This window comes from Williamsia sp. M5A3_1d (assembly GCF_053345315.1).
In genome coordinates this window covers 1-25860 of record NZ_JBKEZX010000002.1, presented here as the reverse complement: position 1 = coordinate 25860, position 25860 = coordinate 1, and the positions used below count along the sequence as shown (strand labels likewise).

Annotated in this window: 27 protein-coding genes; 11 read left to right on the top strand and 16 right to left on the bottom strand. The window is 69.0% G+C overall.

Annotated elements, in window-relative coordinates; genetic code table 11:
- The first annotated feature begins 42 nt into the window (after nt 1-42).
- The 3 genes from ACLBW1_RS07710 to ACLBW1_RS07700 are packed head-to-tail and all read left to right on the top strand — an operon-like array spanning nt 43 to nt 2806.
- Entirely contained in the window at nt 43-435 is a 393-nt protein-coding gene (locus tag ACLBW1_RS07710; RefSeq protein WP_447811229.1) for a nuclear transport factor 2 family protein, read from the top strand.
- 10 nt (nt 436-445) lie between these two features.
- Complete coding sequence (locus ACLBW1_RS07705) at nt 446-2194, top strand: DUF2207 domain-containing protein (protein ID WP_447811228.1); 1749 nt, start codon at nt 446-448, stop codon at nt 2192-2194.
- A 48-nt stretch (nt 2195-2242) separates the two neighbouring features.
- Nucleotides 2243-2806, top strand: a complete 564-nt coding sequence (locus ACLBW1_RS07700; RefSeq protein ID WP_447811227.1) for a LemA family protein — start codon at nt 2243-2245, stop codon at nt 2804-2806.
- Here the strand turns inward: ACLBW1_RS07700 and ACLBW1_RS07695 are convergent.
- Nucleotides 2803-3951 carry a macrolide family glycosyltransferase gene (locus tag ACLBW1_RS07695; RefSeq protein WP_447811226.1) on the bottom strand — a complete coding sequence of 383 codons (1149 nt, stop codon included), beginning with the start codon at nt 3949-3951 and terminating at the stop codon, nt 2803-2805. The two genes, ACLBW1_RS07700 and ACLBW1_RS07695, sit on opposite strands and share 4 nt — an antisense overlap.
- Nucleotides 3952-4006: 55 nt before the next feature.
- Nucleotides 4007-4384, bottom strand: coding sequence for a nitroreductase family deazaflavin-dependent oxidoreductase (locus tag ACLBW1_RS07690; RefSeq protein ID WP_447811225.1), 378 nt, complete (start codon nt 4382-4384; stop codon nt 4007-4009).
- A 68-nt stretch (nt 4385-4452) separates the two neighbouring features.
- On the opposite strand from ACLBW1_RS07690, the gene ACLBW1_RS07685 reads away from it, so the two are divergent.
- Nucleotides 4453-5775 (top strand): DUF222 domain-containing protein, encoded by a 1323-nt coding sequence (locus ACLBW1_RS07685; protein WP_447811223.1) that lies wholly within the window; start codon nt 4453-4455, stop codon nt 5773-5775.
- Here ACLBW1_RS07685 and ACLBW1_RS07680 read toward each other — a convergent pair.
- Both ACLBW1_RS07680 and ACLBW1_RS07675 read right to left on the bottom strand, forming a co-directional pair.
- On the bottom strand, nt 5772-6587 hold the full coding sequence (locus ACLBW1_RS07680; protein WP_447811222.1) for a HugZ family pyridoxamine 5'-phosphate oxidase: 816 nt from the start codon (nt 6585-6587) through the stop codon (nt 5772-5774). The two genes, ACLBW1_RS07685 and ACLBW1_RS07680, sit on opposite strands and share 4 nt — an antisense overlap.
- Entirely contained in the window at nt 6580-8256 is a 1677-nt protein-coding gene (locus tag ACLBW1_RS07675) for an FAD-binding dehydrogenase (RefSeq protein ID WP_447811221.1), read from the bottom strand. Before ACLBW1_RS07675 ends, ACLBW1_RS07680 begins: the two co-directional genes overlap by 8 nt.
- A 90-nt stretch (nt 8257-8346) precedes the next feature.
- Here ACLBW1_RS07675 and ACLBW1_RS07670 point away from each other — a divergent pair, with 90 nt between their 5' ends.
- Genes ACLBW1_RS07670 through ACLBW1_RS07660 form a run of 3 tightly spaced genes read left to right on the top strand, consistent with a single transcriptional unit; the run spans nt 8347 to nt 9910 of the window.
- Complete coding sequence (locus ACLBW1_RS07670) at nt 8347-9249, top strand: ribokinase (protein ID WP_447811219.1); 903 nt, start codon at nt 8347-8349, stop codon at nt 9247-9249.
- 57 nt (nt 9250-9306) lie between these two features.
- Nucleotides 9307-9465 (top strand): hypothetical protein, encoded by a 159-nt coding sequence (locus tag ACLBW1_RS07665; RefSeq protein ID WP_447811218.1) that lies wholly within the window; start codon nt 9307-9309, stop codon nt 9463-9465.
- Complete coding sequence (locus ACLBW1_RS07660) at nt 9452-9910, top strand: NUDIX domain-containing protein (RefSeq protein ID WP_447811217.1); 459 nt, start codon at nt 9452-9454, stop codon at nt 9908-9910. Before ACLBW1_RS07665 ends, ACLBW1_RS07660 begins: the two co-directional genes overlap by 14 nt.
- Nucleotides 9911-9924: 14 nt before the next feature.
- Here ACLBW1_RS07660 and ACLBW1_RS07655 read toward each other — a convergent pair whose 3' ends face one another.
- Nucleotides 9925-12075 carry a heavy metal translocating P-type ATPase gene (locus ACLBW1_RS07655; RefSeq protein WP_447811216.1) on the bottom strand — a complete coding sequence of 717 codons (2151 nt, stop codon included), beginning with the start codon at nt 12073-12075 and terminating at the stop codon, nt 9925-9927.
- A 14-nt stretch (nt 12076-12089) separates the two neighbouring features.
- Entirely contained in the window at nt 12090-12374 is a 285-nt protein-coding gene (locus ACLBW1_RS07650) for a DUF1490 family protein (protein ID WP_447811215.1), read from the bottom strand.
- A gap of 190 nt (nt 12375-12564) precedes the next feature.
- Here ACLBW1_RS07650 and ACLBW1_RS07645 point away from each other — a divergent pair, with 190 nt between their 5' ends.
- Both ACLBW1_RS07645 and ACLBW1_RS07640 read left to right on the top strand, forming a co-directional pair.
- A complete protein-coding gene (locus ACLBW1_RS07645; protein ID WP_447811213.1) occupies nt 12565-13842 on the top strand; it encodes a S8 family peptidase in 1278 nt (425 codons plus the stop codon).
- A 41-nt stretch (nt 13843-13883) separates the two neighbouring features.
- Nucleotides 13884-14117, top strand: a complete 234-nt coding sequence (locus tag ACLBW1_RS07640) for a hypothetical protein (RefSeq protein ID WP_447811212.1) — start codon at nt 13884-13886, stop codon at nt 14115-14117.
- Here ACLBW1_RS07640 and ACLBW1_RS07635 read toward each other — a convergent pair.
- Entirely contained in the window at nt 14038-15003 is a 966-nt protein-coding gene (locus ACLBW1_RS07635) for a DMT family transporter (protein WP_447811211.1), read from the bottom strand. The genes ACLBW1_RS07640 and ACLBW1_RS07635 overlap by 80 nt on opposite strands.
- A 28-nt stretch (nt 15004-15031) precedes the next feature.
- Here ACLBW1_RS07635 and ACLBW1_RS07630 point away from each other — a divergent pair, with 28 nt between their 5' ends.
- Complete coding sequence (locus ACLBW1_RS07630; RefSeq protein ID WP_447811210.1) at nt 15032-16444, top strand: aminotransferase-like domain-containing protein; 1413 nt, start codon at nt 15032-15034, stop codon at nt 16442-16444.
- A gap of 10 nt (nt 16445-16454) precedes the next feature.
- On the opposite strand, the gene ACLBW1_RS07625 is transcribed toward ACLBW1_RS07630, so the two are convergent.
- Genes ACLBW1_RS07625 through ACLBW1_RS07615 form a run of 3 tightly spaced genes read right to left on the bottom strand, consistent with a single transcriptional unit; the run spans nt 16455 to nt 18612 of the window.
- Nucleotides 16455-16742 (bottom strand): hypothetical protein, encoded by a 288-nt coding sequence (locus ACLBW1_RS07625; protein WP_447811209.1) that lies wholly within the window; start codon nt 16740-16742, stop codon nt 16455-16457.
- Nucleotides 16739-18130: an MFS transporter gene (locus tag ACLBW1_RS07620; protein ID WP_447811208.1), complete on the bottom strand. Its 1392-nt coding sequence runs from the start codon at nt 18128-18130 to the stop codon at nt 16739-16741. Before ACLBW1_RS07620 ends, ACLBW1_RS07625 begins: the two co-directional genes overlap by 4 nt.
- A 26-nt stretch (nt 18131-18156) precedes the next feature.
- On the bottom strand, nt 18157-18612 hold the full coding sequence (locus tag ACLBW1_RS07615; RefSeq protein ID WP_447811207.1) for a VOC family protein: 456 nt from the start codon (nt 18610-18612) through the stop codon (nt 18157-18159).
- 140 nt (nt 18613-18752) lie between these two features.
- Here ACLBW1_RS07615 and ACLBW1_RS07610 point away from each other — a divergent pair, with 140 nt between their 5' ends.
- Nucleotides 18753-19067, top strand: a complete 315-nt coding sequence (locus tag ACLBW1_RS07610) for a hypothetical protein (RefSeq protein WP_447811206.1) — start codon at nt 18753-18755, stop codon at nt 19065-19067.
- A gap of 5 nt (nt 19068-19072) precedes the next feature.
- Here the strand turns inward: ACLBW1_RS07610 and ACLBW1_RS07605 are convergent, their stop codons facing one another.
- The 6 genes from ACLBW1_RS07605 to ACLBW1_RS07580 form a co-directional block, all read right to left on the bottom strand.
- Complete coding sequence (locus tag ACLBW1_RS07605) at nt 19073-20443, bottom strand: aminotransferase class III-fold pyridoxal phosphate-dependent enzyme (RefSeq protein ID WP_447811205.1); 1371 nt, start codon at nt 20441-20443, stop codon at nt 19073-19075.
- A complete protein-coding gene (locus ACLBW1_RS07600) occupies nt 20440-21468 on the bottom strand; it encodes a TIGR03842 family LLM class F420-dependent oxidoreductase (protein WP_447811204.1) in 1029 nt (342 codons plus the stop codon). Before ACLBW1_RS07600 ends, ACLBW1_RS07605 begins: the two co-directional genes overlap by 4 nt.
- 19 nt (nt 21469-21487) lie before the next feature.
- A complete protein-coding gene (hydA, locus tag ACLBW1_RS07595) occupies nt 21488-22909 on the bottom strand; it encodes a dihydropyrimidinase (protein WP_447811203.1) in 1422 nt (473 codons plus the stop codon).
- 36 nt (nt 22910-22945) lie between these two features.
- Nucleotides 22946-23794, bottom strand: a complete 849-nt coding sequence (locus ACLBW1_RS07590; protein ID WP_447811201.1) for a nitrilase-related carbon-nitrogen hydrolase — start codon at nt 23792-23794, stop codon at nt 22946-22948.
- A gap of 75 nt (nt 23795-23869) precedes the next feature.
- Nucleotides 23870-24490 (bottom strand): LysE family translocator, encoded by a 621-nt coding sequence (locus ACLBW1_RS07585; RefSeq protein ID WP_447811200.1) that lies wholly within the window; start codon nt 24488-24490, stop codon nt 23870-23872.
- A gap of 142 nt (nt 24491-24632) precedes the next feature.
- Nucleotides 24633-25860, bottom strand: a 1228-nt coding sequence (locus tag ACLBW1_RS07580; RefSeq protein WP_447811198.1) for a DUF222 domain-containing protein, incomplete at its 5' end; no start/stop codon positions are given.

Sequence of the window (25860 nt, the reverse complement as noted above, 5' to 3'; positions counted from 1 at the left end):
GAGTACGGTCGGCACGATCATCCGTCGATGTGAGGAGCCGGTGTGCAGGCATTTCGAGATGCGGTCGAGGCGGCCGACGTCGACGCGATGGAGCGACTGCTCGCCGACGACGTCGTGTTCCGGTCGCCCGTCGCCTTCAAGCCCTACTCCGGTCGCGCGATGACCGCCGGGATCCTGCGCGCGGTGTTCCGGGTGTTCGAGGATTTCCGCTACGTGCGGCAGGTCGACGACGGCGACGACCACGTCCTGATCTTCGAGGCCGAGATCGACGGACGCAGCGTCCACGGGTGCGACATCCTGCACACCAACTCCGACGGCCTCATCGAGGAGTTCACCGTCATGGTGCGGCCACTGTCGGCGGCCAACGCCCTCGCCGAGCGCATGGCGACCGAGTTCGCCCTCGAGATGAAGCGGATGGACGCCTCCGCGCAGTAGGCTCCGCGCCATGAGGCGTGCGGTGATGGTGCTGGTCGGGCTGATCGTCGCGCTCGCCGCGATGTTCGCCCCCGTGGTGTTCGCGTCGAGCGACGACGCCGCGTCGGGCACCGAGAGCGCCACCATCAGCGACTATCAGGCCCGATTCGACGTCGCCCGCGACGGCACACTGCGCGCCACCGAGACCCTCCGCGTCGACTTCCCGCTCTACCGCCACGGCATCTTCCGGTTCTTCGACGTGGTCGACCCGAACAACCCCGATGCGCGGCTGGTCCCGAAGGACATCGGCGTCACCCGCGACGGACGCCCCGACGGCCTCGACGTGAGCACCGAGAGCGGCGGACGGTACGTAGTGGCGAAGATCGGCGACGCCGACGAGTCCATCATCGGATCGCACGTCTACGTGATCACCTACACCGTGCCCGGCGCGCTGTCGGCCCCGCTGAGCGGCCGCGACGGCGCGCAGTTCTACTGGAACCTGATCCCCGGCGGCTGGCAGATGCCCATCGAACGCAGCACGCTGACGGTGAACCTTCCTGCCGCGCCGCAGGACACGCGCTGCGCGGTGGGTTCGGCGTCGGACACCGGGTGCACCGCGACGGCCACCGGCAACACGTTGATGGTGGTGACCGGTGCCCTCGAGCCGCACACACCCGTCACCGTGCAGTCCTCGCTGGACGTGCCGGCGCCCGACCGTGTGACCGTGCCGTGGTCGGTGACGCTCGATCCCGTCCTCGGCCGGTCGGTGTGGCTGGTCGTGGTGGTCGGCGTCCTCGCGGTCCTCGCCGGGATCGCGGCCTGGCTCATCGTGCGCACCACCCGCGAGAGCTCGCCGGCCTTCCCGCTGATGTACGGCCCGCCCGAGGGCATCGGACCGGCACAGGGCGCCTACCTGCTGACCGAGACGGTCACCGATGACCACTTCGCGGCGACCATGCTCCAGCTCGGCGAGGCCGGGGTCGCGACGCTGGAGAAAGACGGCGCGACGTGGCGCATCAGCGGCAAGGACGGCAACTGGGATGCCCTCGACACCGTGACCCGCCAGGCGGCCACGGCGTTGGGGATCGCGCCGGGGCAGACCTTCGTCGCCGATCCCGATGACGCCGAGGGCGGCAAGTCGCTGCGGGAGTCGCGCCGGGCCTTCGACGGCACGGTGTCGGGGTGGGCTCGTTCGGCCGGACTGATGGAACGCGCCGGTCTCGGCGGTGCAGGACGGGTGCTGTTGGTGATCGGGGTGATCGCCGCCGCGGTGTTCTATTTCATCAACCCGTTCGACCGCTCGATGTTCGGTCTGCCGTTCGCGGTCTTCGCCGTGGTCGCCGTGCCGGTCCTGGCGCCGGGGGCGATGACGTTCCGCACGAAGCGCGGTCGGGACGTGTGGTCGCAGCTCGGCGGTTTCCGAAGGGTGCTGGGTACCCCGTCGAGCGAGGCCCGATTCGATTTCAGCGGGCGCCACGAGCTCTACACCAAATACATCCCGTGGGCGGTCGCGTTCGACGTCGCCGACGAGTGGGCCGAGAAGTATCGCGTCGCGAACCGACAGGAACCGCCCACACCCGGATACTTCAACGCCGGGCACGGAATCGGCGTCGGGTACGGGCTGGGCTCGATGAGCTCTTTCTCGTCTGATTTCAGCTCATCGGTCGCGTCGTCGATCTCCTCCTACGAGGCCACCCAGCAGTCGTCGAGCAGCAGCAGCGGTGGCGGAGGGTTCTCCGGCGGCGGGGGAGGCGGCGGTGGCGGCGGCGGATCCTGGTAGGCGGATCGGCGAAAACTCAGCAACAGCTTTCGAGAAAGGGAAGTCCTCGTGCTCATCGCTCTCATCGTGATCGTGGTGCTCATCGTCGCCGTCGTGGCGTTCGGTGTCATCGGCTACAACAAACTGAAGAAGGCCGACATCGGCGCCCAGGAGGCGCTCGGCGGCATCGACGTCCAACTCACCCGTCGAGCCGATCTCATCCCGAATCTCGTGAACACCGTTAAGGGATATGCGGCGCACGAGAAGGGCGTGTTCGAGGCGGTCACCGAGGCCCGTTCGAGGGTCGCGGCCGCCGCGCAGGGCAACGCGGTGCCCGAGAAGGCCGCCGCCGACGCGCAATTGAACAAGGCACTCGTCGATGTGATGGCCGTGGCCGAGGCCTACCCCGACCTCAAGGCCAACCAGGGATTCCTGGATCTGCAGGGCCAGTTGGCGGAGACCGAGAACCAGATCTCCTTCGCCCGCCAGTTCTACAACGACGCGGTCACCACGCTGAACACCCTGGTGCAGACCATCCCGTGGATGTTCTTCGCCGGCTTCGCCAAGGTCTCGACCCGCGAGTTCTACAAGGCTCCTGAAGGCCAGGCTGCGCCGCCAACGGTGAGTTTCTAGGCGAGGAAACGCTCGATTGCGTCCGCGGCAGCGGTGACGCCTCCGTGGGCACGGACCTCGGCACTGATCTCGAGGGCGCGTGCGGTCAGGGACTCGGCCCTGTCGACGGCGTCGGACAGTGTCTGCGTGGTCGCCTCGGTCTGGGGGAGCTGCACCCCCACTCCGAGTTCGACGAGCATGTCGGCGTTGCCGAACTGGTCCACGGCCTGCGGGATGGCCACGGTGGGGACACCGAACCACAATGATTCGGTGCAGCCGCCCATCCCGGCGTGGGTGATGAACACCGTCGCGGCGTCGAGGACCGCGAGCTGCGGAACATGCTGGTGCACCGTCACGTTGGGCGGTAGCGCACCCAGATCGTCGGGGTCGACGCGGTGGCCGATGGAGATGACCACCTGCCAGTCGGTGTCGGTGAACGTCTCGATGCACAGGCGATAGAAGTCCGGCTGTTCGTTGAAACCGGTGCCGAACGACACGTACAGGATCTTCCCATCGGGCGGGGTCCAGCTGTGATCGGCCAGGCGCACCGGGTCCAGACACGGTCCGACGAACTGCACCTGATCACCCACGCGTTCGGCCTGCGGCTGCATCACCCTCGGGATCAGTGCGAGGCAGTGCTCGGGATAGGTGATCCAGTCCCACGGATCGGCATCGATCCCGTTGTTGCGCAACCACTGTGCGTACACGTCGTGGTACCGCTCGCCGGTCGCCGAGGAGCGCAGCGGACCGATGACGTCGGCGAGGTCGTCGGCGTAGGTGTCCCACGCCACGTAAGCAGGTGACAGCTGGACCGCAGGGACCCCGTAGCGGACACCGAGCACCGGTGCGGCCATACCGCCGATGTCGTAGAGCAGGAGATCGGGGCGGTCGCCGTCGTAGAAACCGGTCAGCACCGGGAACGCCGCCATCGTCTCGTCGAGGAACACGTGCATCGCCGACGCCGGATCCTCCGGCCACGCATCCTGCCCCTGCGGGAGAATCGAATCCCACGAGACGATCTCGACGCCGTACGGTTCGACGATCCCCGCCGCCGACCGGCCCACGGCGTAGGTGACCCGATGCCCGCGTCGGACCAACTCGGCGATCACGGCCAGCGACGGGTAGATGTGACTCGGAGCTGTCGTGCCGATCATCGCGATGTGCATGACCCCGACGATAGGTGTCCGGTCGCAGCCCGTGCGACCTCTTTTCGACGGGTTGCTACAGGCGCCGGCCGATGGTGGCGACCAGTGTCCAGTCGCCGGCGCGCGCGTACCTTCCGGCGATTCCCTCCGCGGTGATCTCGGTGGCGAGAACGACTCTCGGGTCGGTGAGTTCATGACGCCTGCCGGCGCGTCTGATCTCGCCCCCGTTCGCGGCGATCACGTTCTTCACCCACTGGGTGCGCGGACCGTAGAGGATCGGGATCGCGAAACCCTGTGGGGTGTGGAAACCCAGGATTGGTGTTCGGTACGTGCGACCGGACGTGCGACCTGTGTGCACCACGACCGCCCACGGCGGTATCAGCCACGCCCACAGCCCCTGAACACGATTCGTCACATGCTTGTTCACCGTCGCCACCGCACGTGGGATCTGCATGGCGCTCAGCCTAGTCCGGACGAAACCGCCCGTGGCGGTTGTCGGTGTACGGATGTACTATCGAACACATGAGCGAAGGCGGGGATGCGACAGTGGTTGCGCTGCAGTCGTTCTTGTCGTTCCTCGGCGATCTCGACACTGCTGATTCCGAATCCGCAGCGGTTGATCGAATCAGTCTTCTCCAAGCCATGAAGGCGGGATGCGCTGCGGCGCAGGCGGTCGAGACGATGCGGCTCGAAGAACTCCGTGTCGAAGCCGAGACCGCCGCTGGGGTGCCGAAGAGTCGTCAGGGTCGCGGGTTGGCCTCCGAGGTCGCGTTGGCACGTAAAGCGTCGGGTTCCTCGGGTGGTCGGTATCTCGGGTTCGCGCGGGCGTTGATGCGGGAGATGCCCCATACCCGTGCAGCGTTGGCGGCCGGTGTGCTGACGGAGTGGCGGGCGACGATCCTGGTGCGCGAGACCGCGCACCTCACCCCACGCGACCGTAGCGAGATCGACCGACGCCTTTGCGCCGACCTCTCGACGTTGGAGGGAGTGGGTGACCGGGCGTTGGATGCCGAGGTCAAACGCCGCGCCTACGAACTCGACCCGCAGGCTGTCGTCGACCGACACGCTCTCGCGAAGTCCGACCGCCGAGTGTCGACCCGTCCCGCCCCGGATGGGATGGTGCGGCTGTCGGCGTTGCTGCCGCTCACGTCGGGGATCTCGGTGTACGCGACCTTGAAGAAGCACGCCGATGCCGCCGTCGGTGGCGATGACCGGACGCACGCCCAGGTCATGGCCGACACCCTCGTCGAACGGGTCACCGGCACGGCCACCGCGGACGCGATGCCGGTCGCGGTGAACCTCGTCCTCTCCGATGAGGTGCTCCTCGGGAACGGCGCCGCCGCCGCACACGTCACCGGGTACGGCCCGATCCCCGCCGACGCCGCGCGAGCAGTGGTGAATTCCGCTCTCGACGCCGAGACCCGATCAACGCTGCGAAAGATCTACGCCGCGCCATCGAGTGGCGCGTTGACGGCGATGGAGTCCACCGCCCGTCTCTTCCCGACCGGCCTGAAGACGTTCTTCGACCTCCGCGACCAGACGTGCTGGATCCCCTATTGCGACGCCCCGATCGCCGAATACGACCACGCCGACCCCCACGCCAACGGCGGCGCCACCTCAGCAGCCAATGGCGGCGGCATGTGCCTCGGCCACAACCGGGCCAAACAGAACCCCGGATGGCGGGTCATCAACCGCGACGGCACCGACATCGCCCGCCACACCGCGACCATCACCACGCCCACCGGGCACAGCCATTCCTCGCGAGCACCCGCGCCACCAGGCCACCACGATCACCCCGTCAGCCCCATCGAACGACAGCTCCGAGCGCTCCTCGACGCCGCTTAGCTGCGTGCGCGCTTCGCCAATTCGACCGTGGCGGAACGGAGATCGTCGATGGAATCGATCGGCGCCGCGTAACCGACGCGGGTGTAGGCGATCCCGCGGGGTGTCGACACCTTGAGGTCCAGCCCGTAACGATCGGCCGCGGTGCACGAAGCGCCGGTGGCGTCGGGGAAGCCACCGAGGTTCTGGGCCATCGCGGTGAGCGAGTCGGCGTGGTCGTCGTTGAGGTGATCGATCGCGCCGGCCGCCCTCGGCGCCACCGGATCCGGTTGTGCGGCCAGATAATCGGCGGCCGACGCGGAATCCATCCGGCCGTACCCGCCCACCCAGCGGATGCGTTCCACGCGCAACACCCACAGGGTGAAATCGCTGTAGTCGATGTAGTACTTCGCGGCCGACACCGCCGCGAGGTGCGCCTCGCGGGCCGCCGTGTACTCGTCACCCGTCGGTCGTCCGACCCGACCGGCCAGCGTGATCCGTCCACTCGCGAGCGGGTCGGGATCGGTGGTGGGGGCGACGATGGCGAGGCTCGCGCGAGCGTCACCGGAGAGGTTGCGGCCGTGCTCGGCCATGTGCGAGACACACAGCACCGGTTGGCCGTCGAGCAGCCCGTAGGTCACATACGAGGCCCAGGGCTCACCGTCGGCGGTGAGGCTGGCCAACGTCGCCGTCGACGTCGAGGCGGCGATGGTGCGCGCCTCCTCCGCGGCACTGGGTCGGGCGGCGTTCGTGACCGGCGTCAGGGGTGCGGGCACCGAGGGTGCGTCACCCGGATCGCCGTGATCGCGCAGTGTCTCGGCCACGATGTCAGACACCCCCGAGTGCGGATGCGGCGGCGCGACCCGCGGTGCGCCCCGAGAACAGGCAGCCTCCGAGGAACGTGCCCTCCAACGAGTTGTACCCGTGTACCCCGCCGCCGCCGAACCCGGCGGCCTCCCCGGCCGCGTACAGGCCGTCGATCGCGACGCCCTCGGAATCGAGGACACGCGAGTCGAGGTCGGTCTGTATGCCGCCCAAAGACTTCCGGGTGATCACGTGGAGCTTCACGCCAATCAGCGGGCCGTCCTCGGGATCGAGGATCTTGCCGAGCGAGGCGGTCCGACCGAGCCGCTCGCCGATGAACGCCCGCGAATTTCGGATGGCCATGATCTGACTGTCCTTGCTGTAGGCGTTGTCGAGCTGGGAGTCGCGCGCCTCGATCTGTTCACGGATCGCCAGCGAGTCGAGCAGTTCGGTGTCGGTGAGCTTGTTCATCCCCGCCACCAATTCCTCGAGGGTGTCGGCGACCACGAAGTCGGCTCCCCGCCGCATGAACGCATCGACCGGTCCCGGGGCCGACGAGCTGAGGCGCTCGCGGGCCATCGCGATCTTGCTCTTGCCGGTGATGTCGGGGTTCTGCTCCGACCCCGACAGCGCGAACTCCTTCGCGATGATCCGCTGGTTGAGGATGAACCACGAATGGTCGTGCTCGGCGATGTCGGGCGTCGTGCGCAGATGTTCGAGGGTGGCGAGGGTGTCGAAGCCGGGCAGGCACGGATCGGGGAGTCGCCGTCCCAGGGCGTCGAACCACATCGACGAGGGCCCCGGCAGGATCCGGATACCGTGCGACGCCCAGATGGGATCCCAGTTCTGGACGCCCTCGGTGTAGTGCCACATGCGGTCCCGGTTCACGAGGCGCGCACCCGCCTTCTCCGCGATACCGAGCATCCGACCGTCGACGTACTCCGGGACACCGGTGATCATCGTCGTCGGCGCGGTACCGAGACGCTCGGGCCAGAACTCGCGCACCAGATCGTGGTTGCCGCCGATCCCGCCGGTCGTCACCACCACCGCCTGCGCCCGCATCTCGAAGTCACCCACCGCCTCCCGCGAGGTCGGCGCGCCCCGCACGGCGCGGTCGGGTGCGAGGACGGTGCCGCTGACACCCACCACCGTCCCGCCCTCACGGATGATCGCGTCGACGCGGTGACGATGGTGGAAGGTCAGGGTGCCCGCTGCCGCCGCGCGGTGTGCGTGGGCGACGAACGGCTCGACCACACCGGTGCCGGTACCCCACGCCACGTGGAAACGCGGCACCGAGTTGCCGTGCGCATCCGCCCGCAGGCCACCGCGCTCGGCCCATCCGACGGTGGGCAGGAACTTCACGCCGTGGCCGTCGAGCCACGGCCGTTTCTCCCCGGCGGCGAACTCGACGTAGGCGCGGGCCCACTGCACGGCCCACGAGTCCTCGTCGTCGAGTCGGTCGAAGCGTGCGCTGTTGCGCCAGTCCTGCCAGGCGAGATCGAACGAGTCCTTCACCCGCAGTCGGCGCTGCTCGGGGCTGTCGACGAAGAACAGTCCCCCGAACGACCACCAGGCCTGGCCACCGAGGTTCTCGGCGTTCTCCTGATCGAGCAGCGCGACGCGGTGCCCGACGCTGGTGAGTTCGTGGGCTGCCACGAGCCCGGCGAGGCCCGCTCCCACCACGATGACGTCGACGTCCACGCTGTACCCCTGTCGCTAGCTCGCGTACCTGCGATCTCCGGTCGACACTACTGCGCGGGGCGGCGGCCGTGAACGGGCATGATCGCTCCCATGGCGGGCGCAGCGCACGACACCGGGACCGTGGCGGTGGTCGGTTCGATCAACGTCGACGAGGTCGCCGAGGTCGAGAGGATCCCGCGTCCGGGGGAGACCGTGCTGGCCACGGCGTCGCGACGCAACCTCGGCGGCAAGGGCGCCAACCAGGCCGTGGCCGCGCGCATCGTCACCGACGACGTGGCGTTCATCGGACGGGTCGGCACCGATGTGCACGGCGAGTTCCTCCGCGAGGGCCTGCACGATCACGGCGTGGACGTCGACATGCTGGTCGCGGTCGACGGTTACGCGAGCGGCGCGGCCCACATCACCGTGGCCGACGGTGAGAACACCATCGTGGTGGTCGGTGGCGCCAACCGGGCATGGGACCGTCTCGAGGCCGACGAGGTGACCCGCGTCGCCGGTGCGGCGGTCGTGGTGTGTCAGCTCGAGATCCCGCAGACCGTCGTCGACGACACCGCCGCCCACACCCGCGGCCGGTTCATCCTCAACGCCGCACCCGCCGGGCCCGTCTCGACACCGACCCTGCGGCGATGCGACCCGGTGATCGTCAACGAACACGAGCTCGCCGCACTCACCGGCCATCACGTCGACGACGTCGCGTCGGCGACCGCCGCGGCCACCGCGCTGCGCGGGCAGGGTGCGCTCAGCGTCGTCGCGACCCTCGGCGCGGCCGGGGCCGTGTGGGTCACCGACGACGGCGACGGGCACTGTTCGGCGCCGACGGTGTCAGTGGTCGACAGCACCGGCGCGGGCGACCTGTTCGTCGGCGTCCTCGCTGCACGCCTCGCGACGGGGACGGCACTGCACGCGGCGGTGGCGGATGCCGTCGCCGCGGCGTCGATGTCGGTGGGTGCGGTCGGCACCCTCGACTCGTATCCGTCGCGCGCCGACGTGTGAGTTCGGCGCGCCGACGTCGGATTTGGTCCACGGGCCGAGGCAGTTCAGGATGATGCGATGCTGACTGTGATCGTCCTCACCGCGGTGGGGTCGTGGGGTGTCGTGTCCCCGGTGGCGGCGGTACTCGTCGGCTCGATGATCTCGCTACGCGACGTCGGTCCGCTGCCCGCGACGGCGCCCCCGGCCACCGTGAGTGACCTGCATGCCCCGGCGTAGCGCCGGCCTCCTGATCCACCGCGGCACCGGCGACGGCATCGAGGTCCTGCTCGGACACCCCGGCGGCCCGTTCTACGCCCGCAAGGACGACGGGTCGTGGTCGATCCCCAAGGGCGAGTACACAGACGAGGACCCGCTCGAGGCCGCCCGACGCGAGTTCGTCGAGGAGGTCGGCATCGCGGTGCCGCAAGGCCCGGCGGTCGATCTCGGCGAGGTGCGGCAGTCGAGCGGGAAGATCGTGACCGCGTGGGCCGTGGCCGGCGACATCGACGTGGCCGCTGCGGTCAGCAACACCTTCGAGATGGAGTGGCCGCCCCGGTCGGGAACGCTGCGCAGCTTCCCTGAGATCGACCGCGTCGAATGGTTCGACCTACCGACCGCCCACACCAAGATCCTTGTCTCGCAACGACCGTTCCTCGAGCGACTGCCCGACGCGCTCGCCTGAGCGGCCCTCGTGGATCAGATGGTCGCCGGCTCGAGGCGGTGTCGGATGAGGCGGGAACTGTTGGTCACCACCGCCACCGACGACGCGTTGTGCAGGATCGCCGCCAACACCGGCGACAGCGCCCCGCCCGCACCGACGAGCAGGCCGACGGCGTTCACCGCGATCGACATCCCGTAGTTCTGTCCGATGAGATCGACGGTGCGACCCCCGAGTTCACGCACATCGACCAGGCGGCGCAGATCGTCGCCGGCCAGGGCGATGTCGGCGGCCTCGACCGCGACATCGGTGCCACCGAGACCCATCGCGATACCGATGTCCGCGGCGGCGAGAGCCGGCGCGTCGTTGATGCCGTCGCCCACGACCGCCACCACGTGGCCCGCGTCCTGCAGCGCACGCACCGCCTCGAGCTTGTCGTCGGGCAGCACCTCCGCGCGCCATTCGTCGATGCCCAGTTCCGCCGCCACCGCTGCCGCGGTCAGCGGGTGGTCGCCGGTGAGCATGACGACACGTGTCACCCCGACCGCGCGGAGATCGCTGATCACCTGCGCCGCCTCGGCCCGCACCTCGTCACGAAGGCTGATCAGCCCGACGAGCTCGCCGTCGACGGCGAGCAGGAGCGGCGTTTCGGCGCGGTGGCGCAGATCGTCCACCCAGCGGTCGGCGTCGTCGGTGACCGCGACGCCCTCACCCGACAGGAACGACGGGCTGCCCAGCAGCAGCGTGCGCCCGTCGGCGCGTGTCCGCATGCCCAACCCCACGAGGACCTCGCATTCCTCGTGCGGCGGGATGGCGATCGCGCGTTCCTCGGTGGAGCGGATCACCGCCTCGGCCAACGGATGTCGCGAATGGATCTCGGAGCTGGCCGCGTAGGCGAGCACCTGTTCGGGTTGCCACGCATCGTGGAACGAGACGACGTTGGTGACCACAGGGCGTCCCTGGGTGAGGGTTCCGGTCTTGTCGAACACGACGGCGTCGAACCGGCCGGCCTGCTCGAGATGTGACCCGCCCTTGATCAGGATGCCGCGGCGCGCACCGTTGCCGATCGCCGCGCTGATGGCGGTGGGGGTGGCGAGCCCGACCGCACACGGGCACGCGATGAGCAGCATCGTCATCGCGCGACGCACATCGCGGGTGAGCAGCAGGGTGATGGCCGACACCGCGAACGACGCAGGCACGAAACGCCGGGAGAAGTTCTCGCCGACCGTCTGGATCGGGGCGCGGTCGTGCTGGGCCTCCTCGACCCGGGAGATGATGCGCCCGATCGTCGTGTTGTCGCCGACGGCCTGTGCCCGCAGAACGAGGCGACCGGTGACCACCACCGATCCCGCGAAGATCTTGTGGCCCTGTGTCACCGCGACCGGCAGGCTCTCGCCGGTGATCGCCGACTGATCCACCAGGGCGTCACCTTCGACGACGACACCGTCGATGGGGACCGCGACGTGGTCGTGGACGACGACCTCGTCGCCGACCTGCAGTGTCTCGATGCCGACCTGGACCTCGGTGCCGTCGGCACCCCGGACCCAGGCCGTGTCCTGGTTGCCACGCAGCAGGTCGGAGATGGCGCGCCTGGTGCGCCGCAAGGTGAGGTCCTGCAGGAACTCACCGATGTTGAGCAGCCACAACACCGTCAGCGCGACGACGTTCTCGCGCAGCAGCAGACTGGCGACCGTCGCCGCCGACACCAGCGCGTCGGTGCCCGCGGCGCGCCCACCCCGCAACGATCGCAGGGCGCCGCGCAGGAACGGGTAACCGGTCACGATGGTGACGCCGGTGGCGGCCAGGCGGCTGGTGGGGCCCAGCAGTTGCGGGCGACGCAGGCCGTAGCGTCGGAACCCCAACAGCACCAGCGCGATTCCGCCGATGCTCATGCGCAGGATGTCGCCGCCTGCGACCTCCGCCGAGTACGGGGCGCGGGCGGGCAGCAGATCGGTGGGGGTGTCGCGGGCGTCGGCGATCGCGGCGATCACCTCGGAGACGGCGACCTGTCCCGTGCGATACCAGACCACCACCGACGCCGATCGGGGATAGGCGTGCACGGCACGGACGCCGGGGAGTCGGAGCGCCGATTCCTCGATGGCCACCGCGCCGGTGGTGGTGCCGCGTAGCCAGTCGACGCGGACACGCAGCCGACCGGCGGCGTCGGACAGGACGACCGGAGACGTCACAGCGGCGAGGGGGCTCAGTGTTCGTGTCCGTGGCCGGTGTCGGCCGCCCCGGGAGGGGTGACCTCCTCGCCGATCCGACCCTTCGCCTCGGCCACGACATCGGCGACTGCGAGTCGGGCGTTCTCGGCGGCGGCCTCGGCCCGGCGGGTGCCGCGTAGCCCCCACGAGGTGAGGACCACCGCGGTGTCACGCGGAGAGGACTTCGCGACAGCCTTGCGGGCCAGGTCGTAGGCCGCCGCACCGACCGCGCCGGTCACCACCGTGGTCGCCGCTTTTCCGAGAAGACCGTGCAGGGGCATCGTCGTGCATCCTTTGCTCGCAGTGGGTTCGCCGATGACCGGACGGTCCCGCGATGTGCTGCCAACGTAGCCGATCCTGCACCGCAGCTCCGTTGTCGGAGCGCCATATTAGGGTATGTGCATCAGCTCATGACTCGCGGCGACCGCCTGTGGGCGCCACCGATCGACAGCGACGGATCAAGGGGAATCGATGATCGAGAACACGGGTACCGCCGGCACCACCGACACCGGCCGGCGAATCGTCGTCTTCGCCCCCGATGACCGAAGCGATTCCTACGCAACCACTTTGCGTTCGGTCGCGGGCTTCTCCGAGGTCGCCTCGACGCGCGATTTCGCGGGTCAGGTGCTCGACGTCGATCAGAGTCGCTCGGCGCAGGCCACCGTCTTCGCCGAACTCGGTGTCGCCATCGTCGACGCCGACGCCGATCAACTGGCCGCGCTCGATGCGCAGTGCTCCCCGCAGGGTGCCATCCGATTCATCGAACCCGAACGGATGCAACGGATCCGGGCCGCATCGCCGGATTACCTCCGGGGCTACCGCGACGGTGTGAACGATCTCACCGACCGTCTCGCGGGTGCGGGTGTCACCGCGGTGTCGGCGACCGGTCCGTTCGCCGACACCGACGAGTTGACCTGGGGGCTGCAGGCGACCCGGGTGCCCGCATCGACGGCAACCGGGGCGGGTATCAAGGTCGCGGTGCTCGACACCGGTGTCGACCTCACCCACCCCGACCTCGCGGGCCGCGCCATCACCGCGCAGTCGTTCGTGTCCGGCGAGCAACCGCAGGACGGCCACGGGCACGGCACGCACTGCGTCGGCACGTCGTGCGGACCGCAGCGCCCCACGACCGGCCGTCGCTACGGCATCGCGTTTGAGGCGGAGATCTTCGTCGGCAAGGTCCTCTCGAACTCCGGTGGCGGCCCCGACGCGGGCATCCTCGCGGGACTGAACTGGGCGCTGGCGAACGGGGTCCACGTGGTGTCGATGTCGCTCGGTGCCGATGTGGACCAGGTGTCGCAGGCGTACGAGACCGTCGGCCGCCGGGCCCTGGCCGCCGGCACCCTCATCGTGGCCGCGGCGGGGAACAACGCGAACCGTCCCACCGATCCCGGGTTCGTCGGCGTGCCCGCCAACAGCCCGTCGATCATGGCCATCGCCGCGGTCGACACCGCGCTCGCCGTCGCCCCGTTCTCGGCGCGCAGCAGTGCCGTCGACGGCGGCGGTGTCGACGTGGCCGCGCCCGGTGTGGACGTCTACTCGTCGTGGCCGGTCGCGGTGGACCCGACGCGCTACAACACCATCAGCGGCACCAGCATGGCGACACCGCATGTGGCCGGCCTCGCCGCGCTGTGGGCGCAGAGCACCGGTCGCCGCGGCCGTGATCTGTGGTCGACGCTGACCCAGCAGACACTTCGGCTCTCCGCCCCGGCATCGGATGTGGGTGCCGGAATGGTCCTCGCCCCCTGAACGACTCCGTGTACACAGACGGACTCAGTACGATCGGGCCCATGCCCGACGTCACCATCACCGTCGACGACGACCACCTCGACACCATCGACGAGGTGGTCGCCGCCGTGCGCGCGAGCGGGGTCCAGGTGACGCACGTGCACGCGGCCATCGGCGTCATCTCCGGGACGATGGCCCCCGACGCCCGCCATGCGCTCACCGCGATACGGGGAGTGGGAGCGATCGAGGAGTCGCCGCAGTTCGGTGTGGCGCCGCCGGATTCGCCGATCCAGTAGTTCGTGTCCGACTGCGGACCGCGCCGCGTGCGCACCCGATGATCACCGCTCCGCCCACGATCATCGCGGCCGTCACGGGCTCGCCGAGGAGTACCGCCGACCACACGAGGGTCAGGATCGGTTGGATCAACTGGACCTGGCTGACCGCGGTCATCGGTCCCAGCGCAAGCCCCCGGTACCAGGCGAAGAACCCGAGGAACATGCTCACCACGCCGAGGTAGGCGAACGCCGACCACTGGCCCACGGTGGCGTGTGGAGGGTCCAGGACCCACTCGACAGCGGTGGCGCTGACCATTGCCGGCAACGCGACGACCAGCGCCCAGCTGATGGTCTGCCACGCGCCGATCTCGCGGGCCATGAGGCCGCCCTCGGCGTAGCCGACCGCGGCGAGGACCACCGCGCCGAGCAGGTAGAGGTCGCCGATCGTCGGTGCCGACAGCGCGCCGTGCGCGGCGAGGGAGTACCCGACGACCGCGACCGCGCCCACCGCGCTGAACGTCCAGAACCGTGGGCCGGGCCGTTCGCCGGTGCGCAGGACGACGACCGATGCGGTCACGGCGGGGAGCAGGCCGATGATGACCGCGCTGTGGCCCGCGGTGGTCGTCTGCAGCGCCAGCGACGTCAGCACGGGGAACCCGGCCACGATGCCGGCGGCGATGACGACCAGTCGCGCCCACTGGCCGCGGCGGGGAGCGCGGCTGCGGGTGACGCACAGGGCGACGGCGGCGAGGACACCGGCGACGACGGCCCGCGCGGTGCCGACGAACAGCGGGTGCAGTCCCTCGACCGCGATGCGGGTGAACGGGACGGTGAACGAGAACGCCAGCACGCCGAGGAATCCGAAGGCGATCCCCGACGACGGCAGCCGCGATAACGGACTGCGCAAAGAAACGATAGCGCTATTATCTCTGTTCATGGGTAATGATAGCAGTGAGCGGATAGTGCGTCATCTGCGTGCGGTGGTCGCCGAATCCGGGCCGGGCGGGCGGCTGCCGTCGACGCGGGTGCTGGCCCAGCGGTTCGGCGCCGGACCGGTCACGGTGCAGAAGGCCATCGGTCACCTGGTGGCCGAGGGTTCGGTCGAAACCCGACCGGGGGCAGGCAATTTCGTCATCCGACCACCGGCTGCACGACGCACCCTCGACGTCGACTGGCAGACCACGGCCTTGGGCCCCGAACGCAGCGGCCCGTCGCCGATCGGGTCGACGCTGCGCGGGATCGACCCCGACACGATCGCCATGCACGGCGGCTACCCGGCGATCGACCTCATGCCGATGCGTGACGTGCGATCGGCACTGGCGCGGTCGGCGCGGTCGGACGAGGCGTTCGACCGTCCGCCGGTCAGCGGGGTGGCCGAACTCCGCGCATGGTTCGTGCGGGAGTTGTCCGCCGACGGCGCGTCCGGATCCGGTGGCGGACAGCCGTGGCGGGACTCCGACGCCGTCATCACCTCCGGCGGCCAGAGCGCGTTGTCGGCGGTGTTCCGGGCGCTCGCCGGGCCCGGGGAGGCCATCGTGATGGAGTCGCCGACGTACTGGGGTGCCATCGCCGCCGCCCGACAGGCGGGGCTGGTCATCGTGCCGGTCGCACGCACCACGCGGGCGCCGTCGGCCGACGACCTCGACGAGGCCATGCGCGCCTCCGGTGCGCGCCTGTTCTACGCGCAACCCAACTTCGCGAACCCGACCGGCGCCCTGTGGACCGCGGACGAACGACGCGCCGTCCTCGACGTCGTCGCCGACCGGCGCGGGTTCCTCGTCGAGGACGACTGGGCCCACGATTTCGCCATCGACGCCCCGATGGCTCCGGTCGCCGCCGACGACACCGACGGTCACGTCGTCTACATCCGGTCGCTCACCAAATCGGCGTCGTTGGCGCTGCGGGTCGCCGCGGTGATCGCGCGTGGCCCGGCCCGCCAGCGCATCTCCAACGCCCTCGCCGTCAGTGATCTGTACGTGTCACCGATCCTGCAGCGCGCCGCGCTCGACGTGGTGACCCGACCTGCGTGGCGCACCCACTGCACCCGACTGCGGCGGGAACTCGCCGAGCGACGCGACCGACTGGTCGCCGCGATCGGCGACCATGCACCGCATCTGGAGATCACCCACATCCCACGGGGTGGACTGAATCTGTGGCTGAGGTTGCCCGAGGACGTCGACGCCGAGGTGTTCGCCGCACGCAGTCTCGCTGCCGGGGTGTCGATCTCACCGGGAGCCGAGTGGTTCCCGGCCACCGTCGCGGGACCCTACATCCGGCTGAACTACGGCAGCGCCGACCCGGCGCGGCACGTCGAGGCCGCCCGCATCCTGGAGTCGCTGCTGTTGTGAGGCGCGCTCGTCAACGTTCGAGCAGGGCGCTGCCCGTGCCGGTGAGCGCAATCATGAAGAACGCCAACAGCAGCCAGCTCGCGCCCTGCCACACCTGCCACTTCCCGCCGGACTTGTAGCAGGTGTACGTGCGGCGCAGGGCGCCGATCCCGCCGGCCAGGACGATGAGCGGGAACACGATGATCATCACCGTGGGCACCTGGTCGTACAGCAATGCGGCGACACCGATGAACGCGAGCGCGACCAGCAGCACCGCCAGTACGTAGAGACCGGCCGAGCGGATGGTGGTGGTGTTCACGGGGAGGCGCCTCCAGGGGTGGGTGATGCGATGGTCGCGTCGGCGGACAGCCCGGTGCTGCGGTGCCCGAGGACGGCGACGTTGACCATCAGCGCCACCATCGCCGCGGCCACCAGGCTGAACACGGCTCCTGATCCGTTCGCGTCGAGGAACGGGAGCAGGATGAACGGCAGCACACCGGTGGTCAGTTTCGACAGGGAGTACGCGGCTCCGGCCGCGGTACCCCGGATGGCTGTGGGGTACGAGTCGGCCAGATACACATGGTAGGCGTTCGAGAAGAGGTTGCTGGCCATCGTGTACAGCACACCGGACACCACGATCGCCCACGCCGCGCCGGCGACACCGAACCAGATGCCGAACGCCGCCATCAGCCCCGCCGACCCGATCACCAGCCACTTCCGCTCGACGCGCTCGACGATCGGGATCGCGAGGATCGACCCCAGGGGATAGCCGAGGTACGTCGCGGCCACGAAACCCAGCGAGGTGACGAGGTCGAATCCCTTGTCGAGCAGCACGATCGGTGCGAGGGTCCCGAACCCGTAGTAGCCGAAGACCTCGAGGATCGACAGGATCCACAGCATCGTGGTGCGTCGGCGCAGCGGCGGGCGGAGCAGCGCGGCGGGTGACACCTTCCGCAGGGGTGTGATCTGGAGGTGCGGGTCGGGGTCGGCGAGGGTGTGCCCGGCGTCGATCGCCTGCTGTTCGAAGCGTCGGCAGATCTCGTCGGCCTCGGCGTGCCTGCCCTGGGTCTCGAGCCATCGGGGCGACTCGGGCAGGCCGCGGCGGACCAGCCACACCGCGAACGACCCGAACGCGCCGAGGACGAACAGCCACCGCCACCCGTCGATTCCGAACGGGTCGATGGGGACGAGCCAGCGCGCGAGCAGTCCCACGGTCGGCACGCCGAAGAACGCGATCGTGTACGCCCACGAGATGAACTTGCCGCGCACGTTCTTCGGCAGCAGATCCGAGAGGTACGAGTCGGCGAGTGCGAACTCGGCGCCGATTCCGATGCCGGCGATGAACCGTGTGACCACCAGGAACGTCGCGTTCGGGCTGAATGCGCCGAGCAGCGAGAACAGCGAGTACACGGCCAGGTTGATCATGAACGCGCGTCGCCGACCGACGCGGTCGGCGTAGCGGCCCATCACCGCGGCACCCAGGAACTGCCCCAGGAAGGCTGATCCGAGCAGCAGGTTCAGCTCGGTGCGGCCGAGGTCGAGTTCGGTCTTGAGTACCGAGGAGATCGTCGCGGCGAGGAAGTTCTCGTAGAGGTCGAAGAACAGTCCGAGGCCGATGACGCCCGTCGCGACCCAGTGGGCGCGCACGATCGGCAGGCGGTCGAGACGGGCGGCGACGCTGACGGAGGGGGTCTGCAGGTCGGTCACTTTCTCAGACTAAACACCCGCCCGGGTCACACGGCGGCGACGGCCGCCTCGAGGTCGGCGACGACGATGCGGGTCATCGTCATCATCGCGCTCATCGCCGCGCGCGCCCGGACGGGATCGGGGTCGGCGAGCAGCTCGGGCAGACGGGCGGGCACGATCTGCCAGCTGAGTCCGAAGCGGTCTTTGAGCCACCCGCATTGCGACTGTTCACCGCCGTCGGCGAGCAGTGCGTCGTAGTACCGATCGGCCTCGGCCTGATCAGCGCAGTCGATGGTGAACGACACCGCTTCGGTGAACGGGAACATCGGGCCGGCGTTCATGGCGAGGAACCGCTGGCCGTTGATCTCGAAGCTCGCCGTGGTGACAGCGTCACCAGCTTTGCCGATGTGGTGGACGGTCATGTCGTCGAAGACACCTCGATAGAAGTCGAGGGCGTCCTCGAGGTCGTCGTCGAACCACAGTGACGGGGTGATGGCGGCCATGGCGGGGCTCCTGTCGGTCGTGATCGCTGGGGGGTCGTGTGTTGTCACCGATATCGACTCGCCTCGACCGCCGAACTCATCGCCGATCGCAGGCCCACGTTCCGGGAACATTCGCGGGCGGCGACTGCATCCAACCCACCATGAGCAGAAGCGGTTGGACCATCGCGGATCGGGTGGCCACGGGCGTGTTGATGATGGCGCAGTGCCTCTTCGTCGTGTGGGCACTGTTCCCGACCACTCCGTCGGGGTACACCGCCACGTTCGGTGTGTACGTGCTGGCCGGGATGGGAGTCGTGGCGATCGCGGGCCCGATTGTCATCCTGGTGACGGTCGTCCTCGTCATCGTCGCCATCGACCGCAGGCGGGTGGCGTACCCGATTCCGCTGGCGGGTGGTCTGCTGCTGATCGTTCTGTACATCTTCCCGATCATGGTGTTGGCCGCGACCCGCGGCTGAGTGTCTCAGCCGGTCACGTGGCGGTCGGCGAGGTCGAGGACCTCGTCGAGAACTCCCATCGCGTGGGTGAGGTCGTCGTCGGAGGTGACCAGCGGCGGCGCGAGGTGGATGCGGTTGAAGTGGGTGAACGGCCACACGCTGCGCTCCTTGAACGCACCGACGAGTTCGGTCATCGGCGCCGCGGCCGTACCGGAGGCGTTGAACGGCACCAGGCCCTCGCGGGTTCTCGGGTCGCGGACGAGCTCGATGGCCCAGAAGAATCCCATCCCGCGGATCTCGCCGACCGACGGGTGGTTGTCGGCGATCTTCTCCAGGGTCGGGCGGATGAGGTCCTCGCCGGTGGCGCGGACCCGGTCGATCACGCCGTCGGCCTCGAACGCCTTGATCGACGCCACGCCCGCCGCGCAGGCCAGGGGATGCCCGCTGTAGGTGAGGCCGCCGGGGTAAGGGGTGTCGGCGAAGTGGTCGGCGATGCGCGAGCCGATGACGACGCCACCGAGTGGGACGTAGCCGGAGTTGACGCCCTTGGCGAAGGTGATGAGGTCGGGGGTGACGTCGAAGGCGTTGACGCCGAACCACTCTCCGAGGCGGCCGAACCCGACCATCACCTCGTCGGCGATGTAGACGATGCCGTATTCGTCGCACAGGGCGCGGACGCCGGCGAGGTAGCCCGGCGGCGGGACGATGACGCCGTTGGTGCCGATGACGGTCTCGATGATGATCGCCGCGATGGTCGCGGGGCCCTGGAGCTCCACCACCTGCCGCAGATGGTTCAGTGCCGCAATGCCTTCGGCCTCGATCGAGTCGGTGTTCCACGGCGACCGGAACGGGTACGGGCCGAAGAACCGGGCGACGTCGTTGCCCGTGGGCTCGGCGCGCCAGCGACGGGGATCGCCGGTGAGTCCGATCGTGGTGCCCGACGCGCCGTGGTAGCTGCGGTACATCGCCAGCACCGTCGAGCGGCCGGTGGCGACCCGCGCCATGCGGATCGCGTGCTCGTTGGCTTCGGCGCCGGCGTTGGTGAAGAACACCTTGTCCAGATCGCCGGGCGCGCGCTCGGCGATGAGCCGGGCCAGTTCGCCGCGTTTGTCGTTGGCGAACGAGGGTGCGATGGTCGGCAGGATGCGGGCCTGTTCGCAGATCGCGTCGACGATCGCGGGGTGGCCGTGGCCCGCGTTGGCGTTGACCAGCTGCGAGCCCAGATCGAGGTAGCGGTTGCCGTCGTAGTCCCAGAACCAGGAGCCCTGCGCCCCGGCGATCGGCAGCGGATCGATCTGCGCCTGCGCCGACCACGAGTGGAACACGTGGGCGCGATCGTCGGCGCGGACCTGCGCGCCGGCCGCCGGATCGGGTGTGGGGACTCTCGCGTCGGTCATGCGCTCATTGTGCCCCGCGACAGGGCCGGCATCACATGCGCTCCGTATGCCTCGAGTGTTGCGTCGTTGGCGTCGTGTTGCAGGTAGACGGCGAACTGGTCGACTCCGAGTTCACGGAGTTCGGTGAGGCGGGCGACGTGTGTCGCCGGTGGCCCGATGATGCAGAAGCGGTCGACGATGTCGTCGGGGACGAAGGCGGCGTGGCTGTTCCCGGCGCGGCCGTGCTCGGTGTAGTCGTATCCGGTGCGCCCGGCGATGTAGGTGGTGAGCGCCTCGGGGACCTCCGACGTCGCGCCGTAGCGGGTCACGATGTCGGCGACGTGGTTGCCGACCATGCCGCCGAACCAGCGGCACTGCTCGCGCCCGTGGGCCAGCGCATCGGGGGAGTCGTCGGAGGTGACGTAGGCCGGTGCCGCCACACAGAACCGGATGGCGGCGGGATCACGTCCGGCCCGCTCGGCGGCCGCACGCACCTGCGCGATCATCCACACGGCGATGTCGGGGTCGCCGAGCTGCAGGATGTAACCATCGGCGACCTCGCCGGTCAGCGCGAGCGCCTTCGGCCCGTACGCCGCGACCCACACCTCGAGGGCCGAGCCGCTACTCCACGGCAACCGCAATGTGGTGCCGTCGATGTCGACCTCGCCGGAGTTGCCCAGCGCGCGGATCACCCGGATCGACTCGCGCAGGGTCGCGAGTGTGCTGGGGCGGCCGTCGAGGGTGCGGACCGCGGAGTCGCCCCGGCCGATGCCGCAGATGGTGCGGTTGCCATACATCTCGTTGAGTGTCGCGAAGGTCGACGCGGTGACCGTCGGTTCTCGGGTCGCGGGATTGGTCACCATCGGCCCCACCACGACCCGTTCGGTGGCGCCGAGGATCGCCGAATGGATGACGTAGGGCTCCTGCCACAGCAGATGGGAGTCGAACGTCCAGACATGGCTGAACCCGAGCTGTTCGGCGCGCACGGCGAGGTCGATCACCTGCGACGCGGGCGGATTGCACTGCAGCACGACACCGAGATCCATATCTGGTGATCCCTTCCCGTCAGATGAGGTTCTGCGACAGGCCGCGCTTGACGAACGAGCCGTGGCCGGGGGTGCCGCGGTAGGCGCCGCCGTCGATCACGACGCGGCCGCGCGAGATCACGGTGTCGACGTGGCCGTCGATCTCGAAGCCCTCGTACGCCGAGTAGTCCATGTTCATGTGGTGGGTCTTGTCGACACCGATGCTGGTGTGCCCCTTGGGGTCGTAGATCACGATGTCGGCATCGGCGCCGGGGGAGATGATGCCCTTGCGGGGGTACATCCCGAACATCCGCGCCGGTGTCGTGGCGCAGACGTCCACCCAGCGTTCGAGTGAGATCTTGCCGTCTCGCACGCCCTGGAACATCAGGTCGATGCGGTGTTCCACCGAGCCGATCCCGTTGGGGATCTTGGAGAAGTCCCCGACACCCATGTCCTTCTGGTCCTTCATGCAGAACGGGCAGTGGTCGGTGGCGACGGTCGTGACGTCGCCCGTGCGGATGTACCGCCACAGCTCGTCCTGGTGGCCCTCGGCACGAGGCCGCAGCGGTGTCGAGCAGACCCATTTCGCGCCGTCGAAACCTGGTGCGCCCAACTGTTCCTCGAGCGAGAGGTACAGGTATTGCGGGCAGGTCTCGGCGAACACGTTCTGGCCGGCGCCGCGGGCGGTGGCGATCTGCTCCAGGGCCTGCTTCGCCGAGACGTGCACCACGTACAGCGGTGCCCCGGTGAGGTGGGCCAACATGATCGCGCGATGTGTCGCCTCCTCCTCCATCTGCCAGGCCCGCGAGGTGCCGTGGAAGTACGGCGCGGTGTCACCGCGGGCGAGGGCCTGCTCGACGAGGACGTCGATGGCGATGCCGTTCTCGGCGTGCATCATCATCAGTGCACCGAGTTCGGCCGCGGACTGCATCGCCCGCAGGATCTGTCCGTCGGTGGAGTAGAAGACCCCCGGGTAGGCCATGAACAGTTTGAAGCTCGTCACACCCTCGGCGACGAGTTCGTTCATGGCGGAGAGTGATTCGGCGTCGACGCCACCCATGATCTGGTGGAACCCGTAGTCGATGGCGCAGTTGCCGGCGGCCTTCTCGTGCCAGGTGGCGAGGGTGTCCTGCAGTCGCATTCCCGGGTTCTGGACGGCGAAATCGACGATGGTGGTGGTGCCGCCCCACGCCGCGGCCCGGGTGCCCGTCTCGAAGGTGTCGCTGGCGTTGGTCCCTCCGAACGGCATCTCCATGTGGGTGTGGGCGTCGACCCCGCCGGGGATCACGTAGCGGCCGGTGGCGTCGATGGTGGTGTCGGCGGTGGTGGCGAGATCGGCGCCGAGAGCGGTGGATCCCGGTGCGAGCAGGGCGACGATCGTCTCGCCGTCGACGAGCACGTCGAGTTCCTGTGTGCCGGTGGACGAGACCACGGTCCCACCGTGGATGAACGTGGTCGACATGGTCGTCCCTTCGATCGTGGCTGCCGGTGAGGGGTGTCAGGGCGCGGTGAGCGGACCGTAGGCGTCGGGGCGCCGGTCACGGTAGAACGCCCACCGGTTTCGGACGGTCTCGATGAGGCTCAGGTCGAGGTCGCGCACGATGAGTTCGGGCTCGGTGTCGGAACCGACGTCACCGACGAATTTCCCCTCGGGGTCGACGAAGTAGCTGGTGCCGTAGAAGTCGTTGTCGCCGTACTCCTCCTCGATCCCGACGCGGTTGATCGCCGCGACGAAGTACTCGTTGGCCACCGCGGACGCGGGCTGCTCGAGCTTCCACAGGTAGCTCGACAGTCCTCGGCTCGTCGCCGACGGGTTGTAGACGATCTGCGCACCGGCCAGTCCGAGCGCGCGCCACCCCTCGGGGAAGTGCCGGTCGTAACAGATGTAGACGCCCACCTTGCCGACGGCGGTGTCGAAGACGGGCCACCCGAGGTTGCCGGGGCGGAAGTAGAACTTCTCCCAGAACCCGGGCAGCTGCGGGATGTGGTGCTTGCGGTACTTCCCGAGCAGCGTCCCGTCGGCGTCGATGACCACCGCGGTGTTGTAGAGGAAACCGCCCTGCTCCCGCTCGTAGATCGGCACCACCATCACCATCGACAGTTCGCGCGCCAGGTCGCAGAAGGTGTCGGTGGTCGGTCCCGGGATCTCCTCGGCGAAGGCGTAGTACTTCTGTTCCTGCACCTGGCAGAAGTAGGGGGCGTTGAACACCTCCTGGAAGCCGATGATCTGCGCTCCCTGCAGCGCCGCCTCGCGGGCGTAGTCGATGTGCGCTGCGATCATGGTGTCGCGCTCACCGGTCCACCGGGTCTGGACGATGGCAGCCCGAACGGTCTCGTTCTCGCTCATCACGTGATTCTGCGCTCCGCCGGGTTTCCCCGGCATTGCATTCGGGTAAAACGATCTCGCGAACGGGCCGCGGTACTACTCCGTGGCGAGTCGGACGCCGAAGGCGATCAACGCCGCCCCGGTGACCCCGTCCATGATGCGGCGGATCCGCGTGCGGGTGAACAGTTCTCGCGCGCGGTTGACGCCGTAGACGACAACGGCGAGATACGCGGTGCCGATCACCGGGAACGTCACGGCATACATCGCGATCGCCGTCAGCGACGGGTCGCTCCCGAGGAACTGCGGGAGCACGGCGAGGTAGAAGGCGATGACCTTCGGATTGCAGATGTTCGAGATGAACCCCTGCCGCAGTCTCGCGATCGCCGGCGACGACCCACCCGCGGCGACGGTGTCGTCGGTGTAGACGCCCCGGCGCGCGCTGCGTAGTGCCTGCACCGCGAGGAACAGCAGGTACGCCGCGCCGACGTACTTGATGGTGAGGAACAGCGGTTCGACGGTGACGATCAGGACGCCGAGCCCCGCGGCAGCGGCGGTGCTCTGTACAAAACTCGCGGTGCTGATACCGACCAGGCACCAACCGCCCCGACGCCGTCCGCCCTGCAGCGTGTTCTTGATCGCGACGGCGGTGTCGGGTCCGGGCAGCAACGTCAGCAGCGCGGCGAGAGCGAGGAATGCCCCGTACGACGTCCAGTCCATGGCGTCACGGTAAATCCTCGAGGCGGACGCGGCCAGCCGGACTCGACCGGCGCGCCTCGCCCCGGCCCGCCGGGTTTCACACTGTGGAGTTGTCAATGTGCGTGCCGCGCCCGATATCGGGGGCGTTGGTTCTATGACGGCGCTATGCGGCGATCGGTTCCGCGAGTGTCAATGTTCTTCTGTTGTAGGCGGGTTGTGGTGTGCGGTGTGGGTCGATGGTTGCGGGTGGGATGAGCCAGGGGTGTCGGTCGTGGCCCATGACGATGTCCCAGCCGGTGGTGTGGACCGCGGTGTGGCAGGAGCGGCAGAGGAGGCATCCGTTGTCGACGGTGGTGGGTCCGCCGTCGGCGTGGTGGATGATGTGGTGGACGTCGCACCACGACGCCGGGGCACCGCATTTGATGCAGCTCTGGTCGCGGGTGAGGACGACTTTGCGTGCGGTGCCGGTGAACAACCGTTTCTGCGCGGCGACGGAGATGGGTGCGTTGTTGAGGTTGACGCCGATCCCGAGGACTTTCGCGTCGCAGGCCAGGAGTTTGGCGGTGAGGTCGGAGACTGGTCCGAGCCAGGTCAACCGCGCCGGGCTGGCTCCGTCGAGGGGCACCGTGACGACCAGTTCGGTGGACGGTGGACCGGAGAGGGCGTCGGGACACAGTCCGCGGCTAGCGGCCTCCACCATCTGGGCGAAGGCATCGGCTCGACGCTTGCTCACTGGCCTCCGGTCGGGGGTGCCGTCAGGTTCAGGGCGCGGGCGGGACGCAGTATCCAACGCGGTGATGAGTCGTTCGCCGGTGGCGACGTCGAGGTCGAATTCACCCCGCAACCGCCCGTCGCCGGCTTGATTCCACGCCACCTCGTTCAGTGCGGCGTCTTCGGCTACCGGCACGTTCGGCGTTTCGTCGGGGGTGTGGGCGATGGCGACGGCGCGGGCCTTGTCGACGATCTCCGCGGGTGTCTTCCCGGCGATCGCGTACCCGATCAGCCGTCGCTCAAGAGTCGACACCAGCTCCGAGTCGAGTGGTTCACCGGTGCGGCGGGCGACGTGGTCGATACCGCGGGCGACGGCGTCGAGGTGTTCAGCCGACACCGAACCATCACGGGAATGACGCGCCACCCCCGGCAAAACTTCGCGGGCACGCCCGAGGCGGATCAATCGTGACGCCACCGCAGGCGCGACTCCATTGGCACACAACAGTTCTCGCAGCGACATCCCCGAACGCCGGGCGACACCCACACGGTCGGCCTGGGCGGTCAATCGTGCGAGCAGGTCGTCGGCCACCGCCCGCAAGGCCACGCCGCCGCGGACGGCGGCCACGATCGCAGCGTCATCGTCGGCGACCACAGTCTGAAGTGTGCCGTAGTCGTCGATC

What these genes read in the sequence shown, in the direction of transcription:
- ACLBW1_RS07705 (WP_447811228.1), top strand. Translation starts at nt 446, where the DNA reads ATGAGGCGTGCGGTGATGGTGCTGGTCGGGCTGATCGTCGCGCTCGCC.
- ACLBW1_RS07695 (WP_447811226.1), bottom strand. Translation starts at nt 3,951, where the DNA reads ATGCACATCGCGATGATCGGCACGACAGCTCCGAGTCACATCTACCCG.
- ACLBW1_RS07690 (WP_447811225.1), bottom strand. Translation starts at nt 4,384, where the DNA reads ATGCAGATCCCACGTGCGGTGGCGACGGTGAACAAGCATGTGACGAAT.
- ACLBW1_RS07685 (WP_447811223.1), top strand. Translation starts at nt 4,453, where the DNA reads ATGAGCGAAGGCGGGGATGCGACAGTGGTTGCGCTGCAGTCGTTCTTG.
- ACLBW1_RS07670 (WP_447811219.1), top strand. Translation starts at nt 8,347, where the DNA reads ATGGCGGGCGCAGCGCACGACACCGGGACCGTGGCGGTGGTCGGTTCG.
- ACLBW1_RS07665 (WP_447811218.1), top strand. Translation starts at nt 9,307, where the DNA reads ATGCTGACTGTGATCGTCCTCACCGCGGTGGGGTCGTGGGGTGTCGTG.
- ACLBW1_RS07660 (WP_447811217.1), top strand. Translation starts at nt 9,452, where the DNA reads ATGCCCCGGCGTAGCGCCGGCCTCCTGATCCACCGCGGCACCGGCGAC.
- ACLBW1_RS07650 (WP_447811215.1), bottom strand. Translation starts at nt 12,374, where the DNA reads ATGCCCCTGCACGGTCTTCTCGGAAAAGCGGCGACCACGGTGGTGACC.
- ACLBW1_RS07645 (WP_447811213.1), top strand. Translation starts at nt 12,565, where the DNA reads ATGATCGAGAACACGGGTACCGCCGGCACCACCGACACCGGCCGGCGA.
- ACLBW1_RS07640 (WP_447811212.1), top strand. Translation starts at nt 13,884, where the DNA reads ATGCCCGACGTCACCATCACCGTCGACGACGACCACCTCGACACCATC.
- ACLBW1_RS07630 (WP_447811210.1), top strand. Translation starts at nt 15,032, where the DNA reads ATGGGTAATGATAGCAGTGAGCGGATAGTGCGTCATCTGCGTGCGGTG.
- ACLBW1_RS07615 (WP_447811207.1), bottom strand. Translation starts at nt 18,612, where the DNA reads ATGGCCGCCATCACCCCGTCACTGTGGTTCGACGACGACCTCGAGGAC.
- ACLBW1_RS07610 (WP_447811206.1), top strand. Translation starts at nt 18,753, where the DNA reads ATGAGCAGAAGCGGTTGGACCATCGCGGATCGGGTGGCCACGGGCGTG.
- ACLBW1_RS07605 (WP_447811205.1), bottom strand. Translation starts at nt 20,443, where the DNA reads ATGACCGACGCGAGAGTCCCCACACCCGATCCGGCGGCCGGCGCGCAG.
- ACLBW1_RS07600 (WP_447811204.1), bottom strand. Translation starts at nt 21,468, where the DNA reads ATGGATCTCGGTGTCGTGCTGCAGTGCAATCCGCCCGCGTCGCAGGTG.
- hydA (WP_447811203.1), bottom strand. Translation starts at nt 22,909, where the DNA reads ATGTCGACCACGTTCATCCACGGTGGGACCGTGGTCTCGTCCACCGGC.
- ACLBW1_RS07590 (WP_447811201.1), bottom strand. Translation starts at nt 23,794, where the DNA reads ATGAGCGAGAACGAGACCGTTCGGGCTGCCATCGTCCAGACCCGGTGG.
- ACLBW1_RS07585 (WP_447811200.1), bottom strand. Translation starts at nt 24,490, where the DNA reads ATGGACTGGACGTCGTACGGGGCATTCCTCGCTCTCGCCGCGCTGCTG.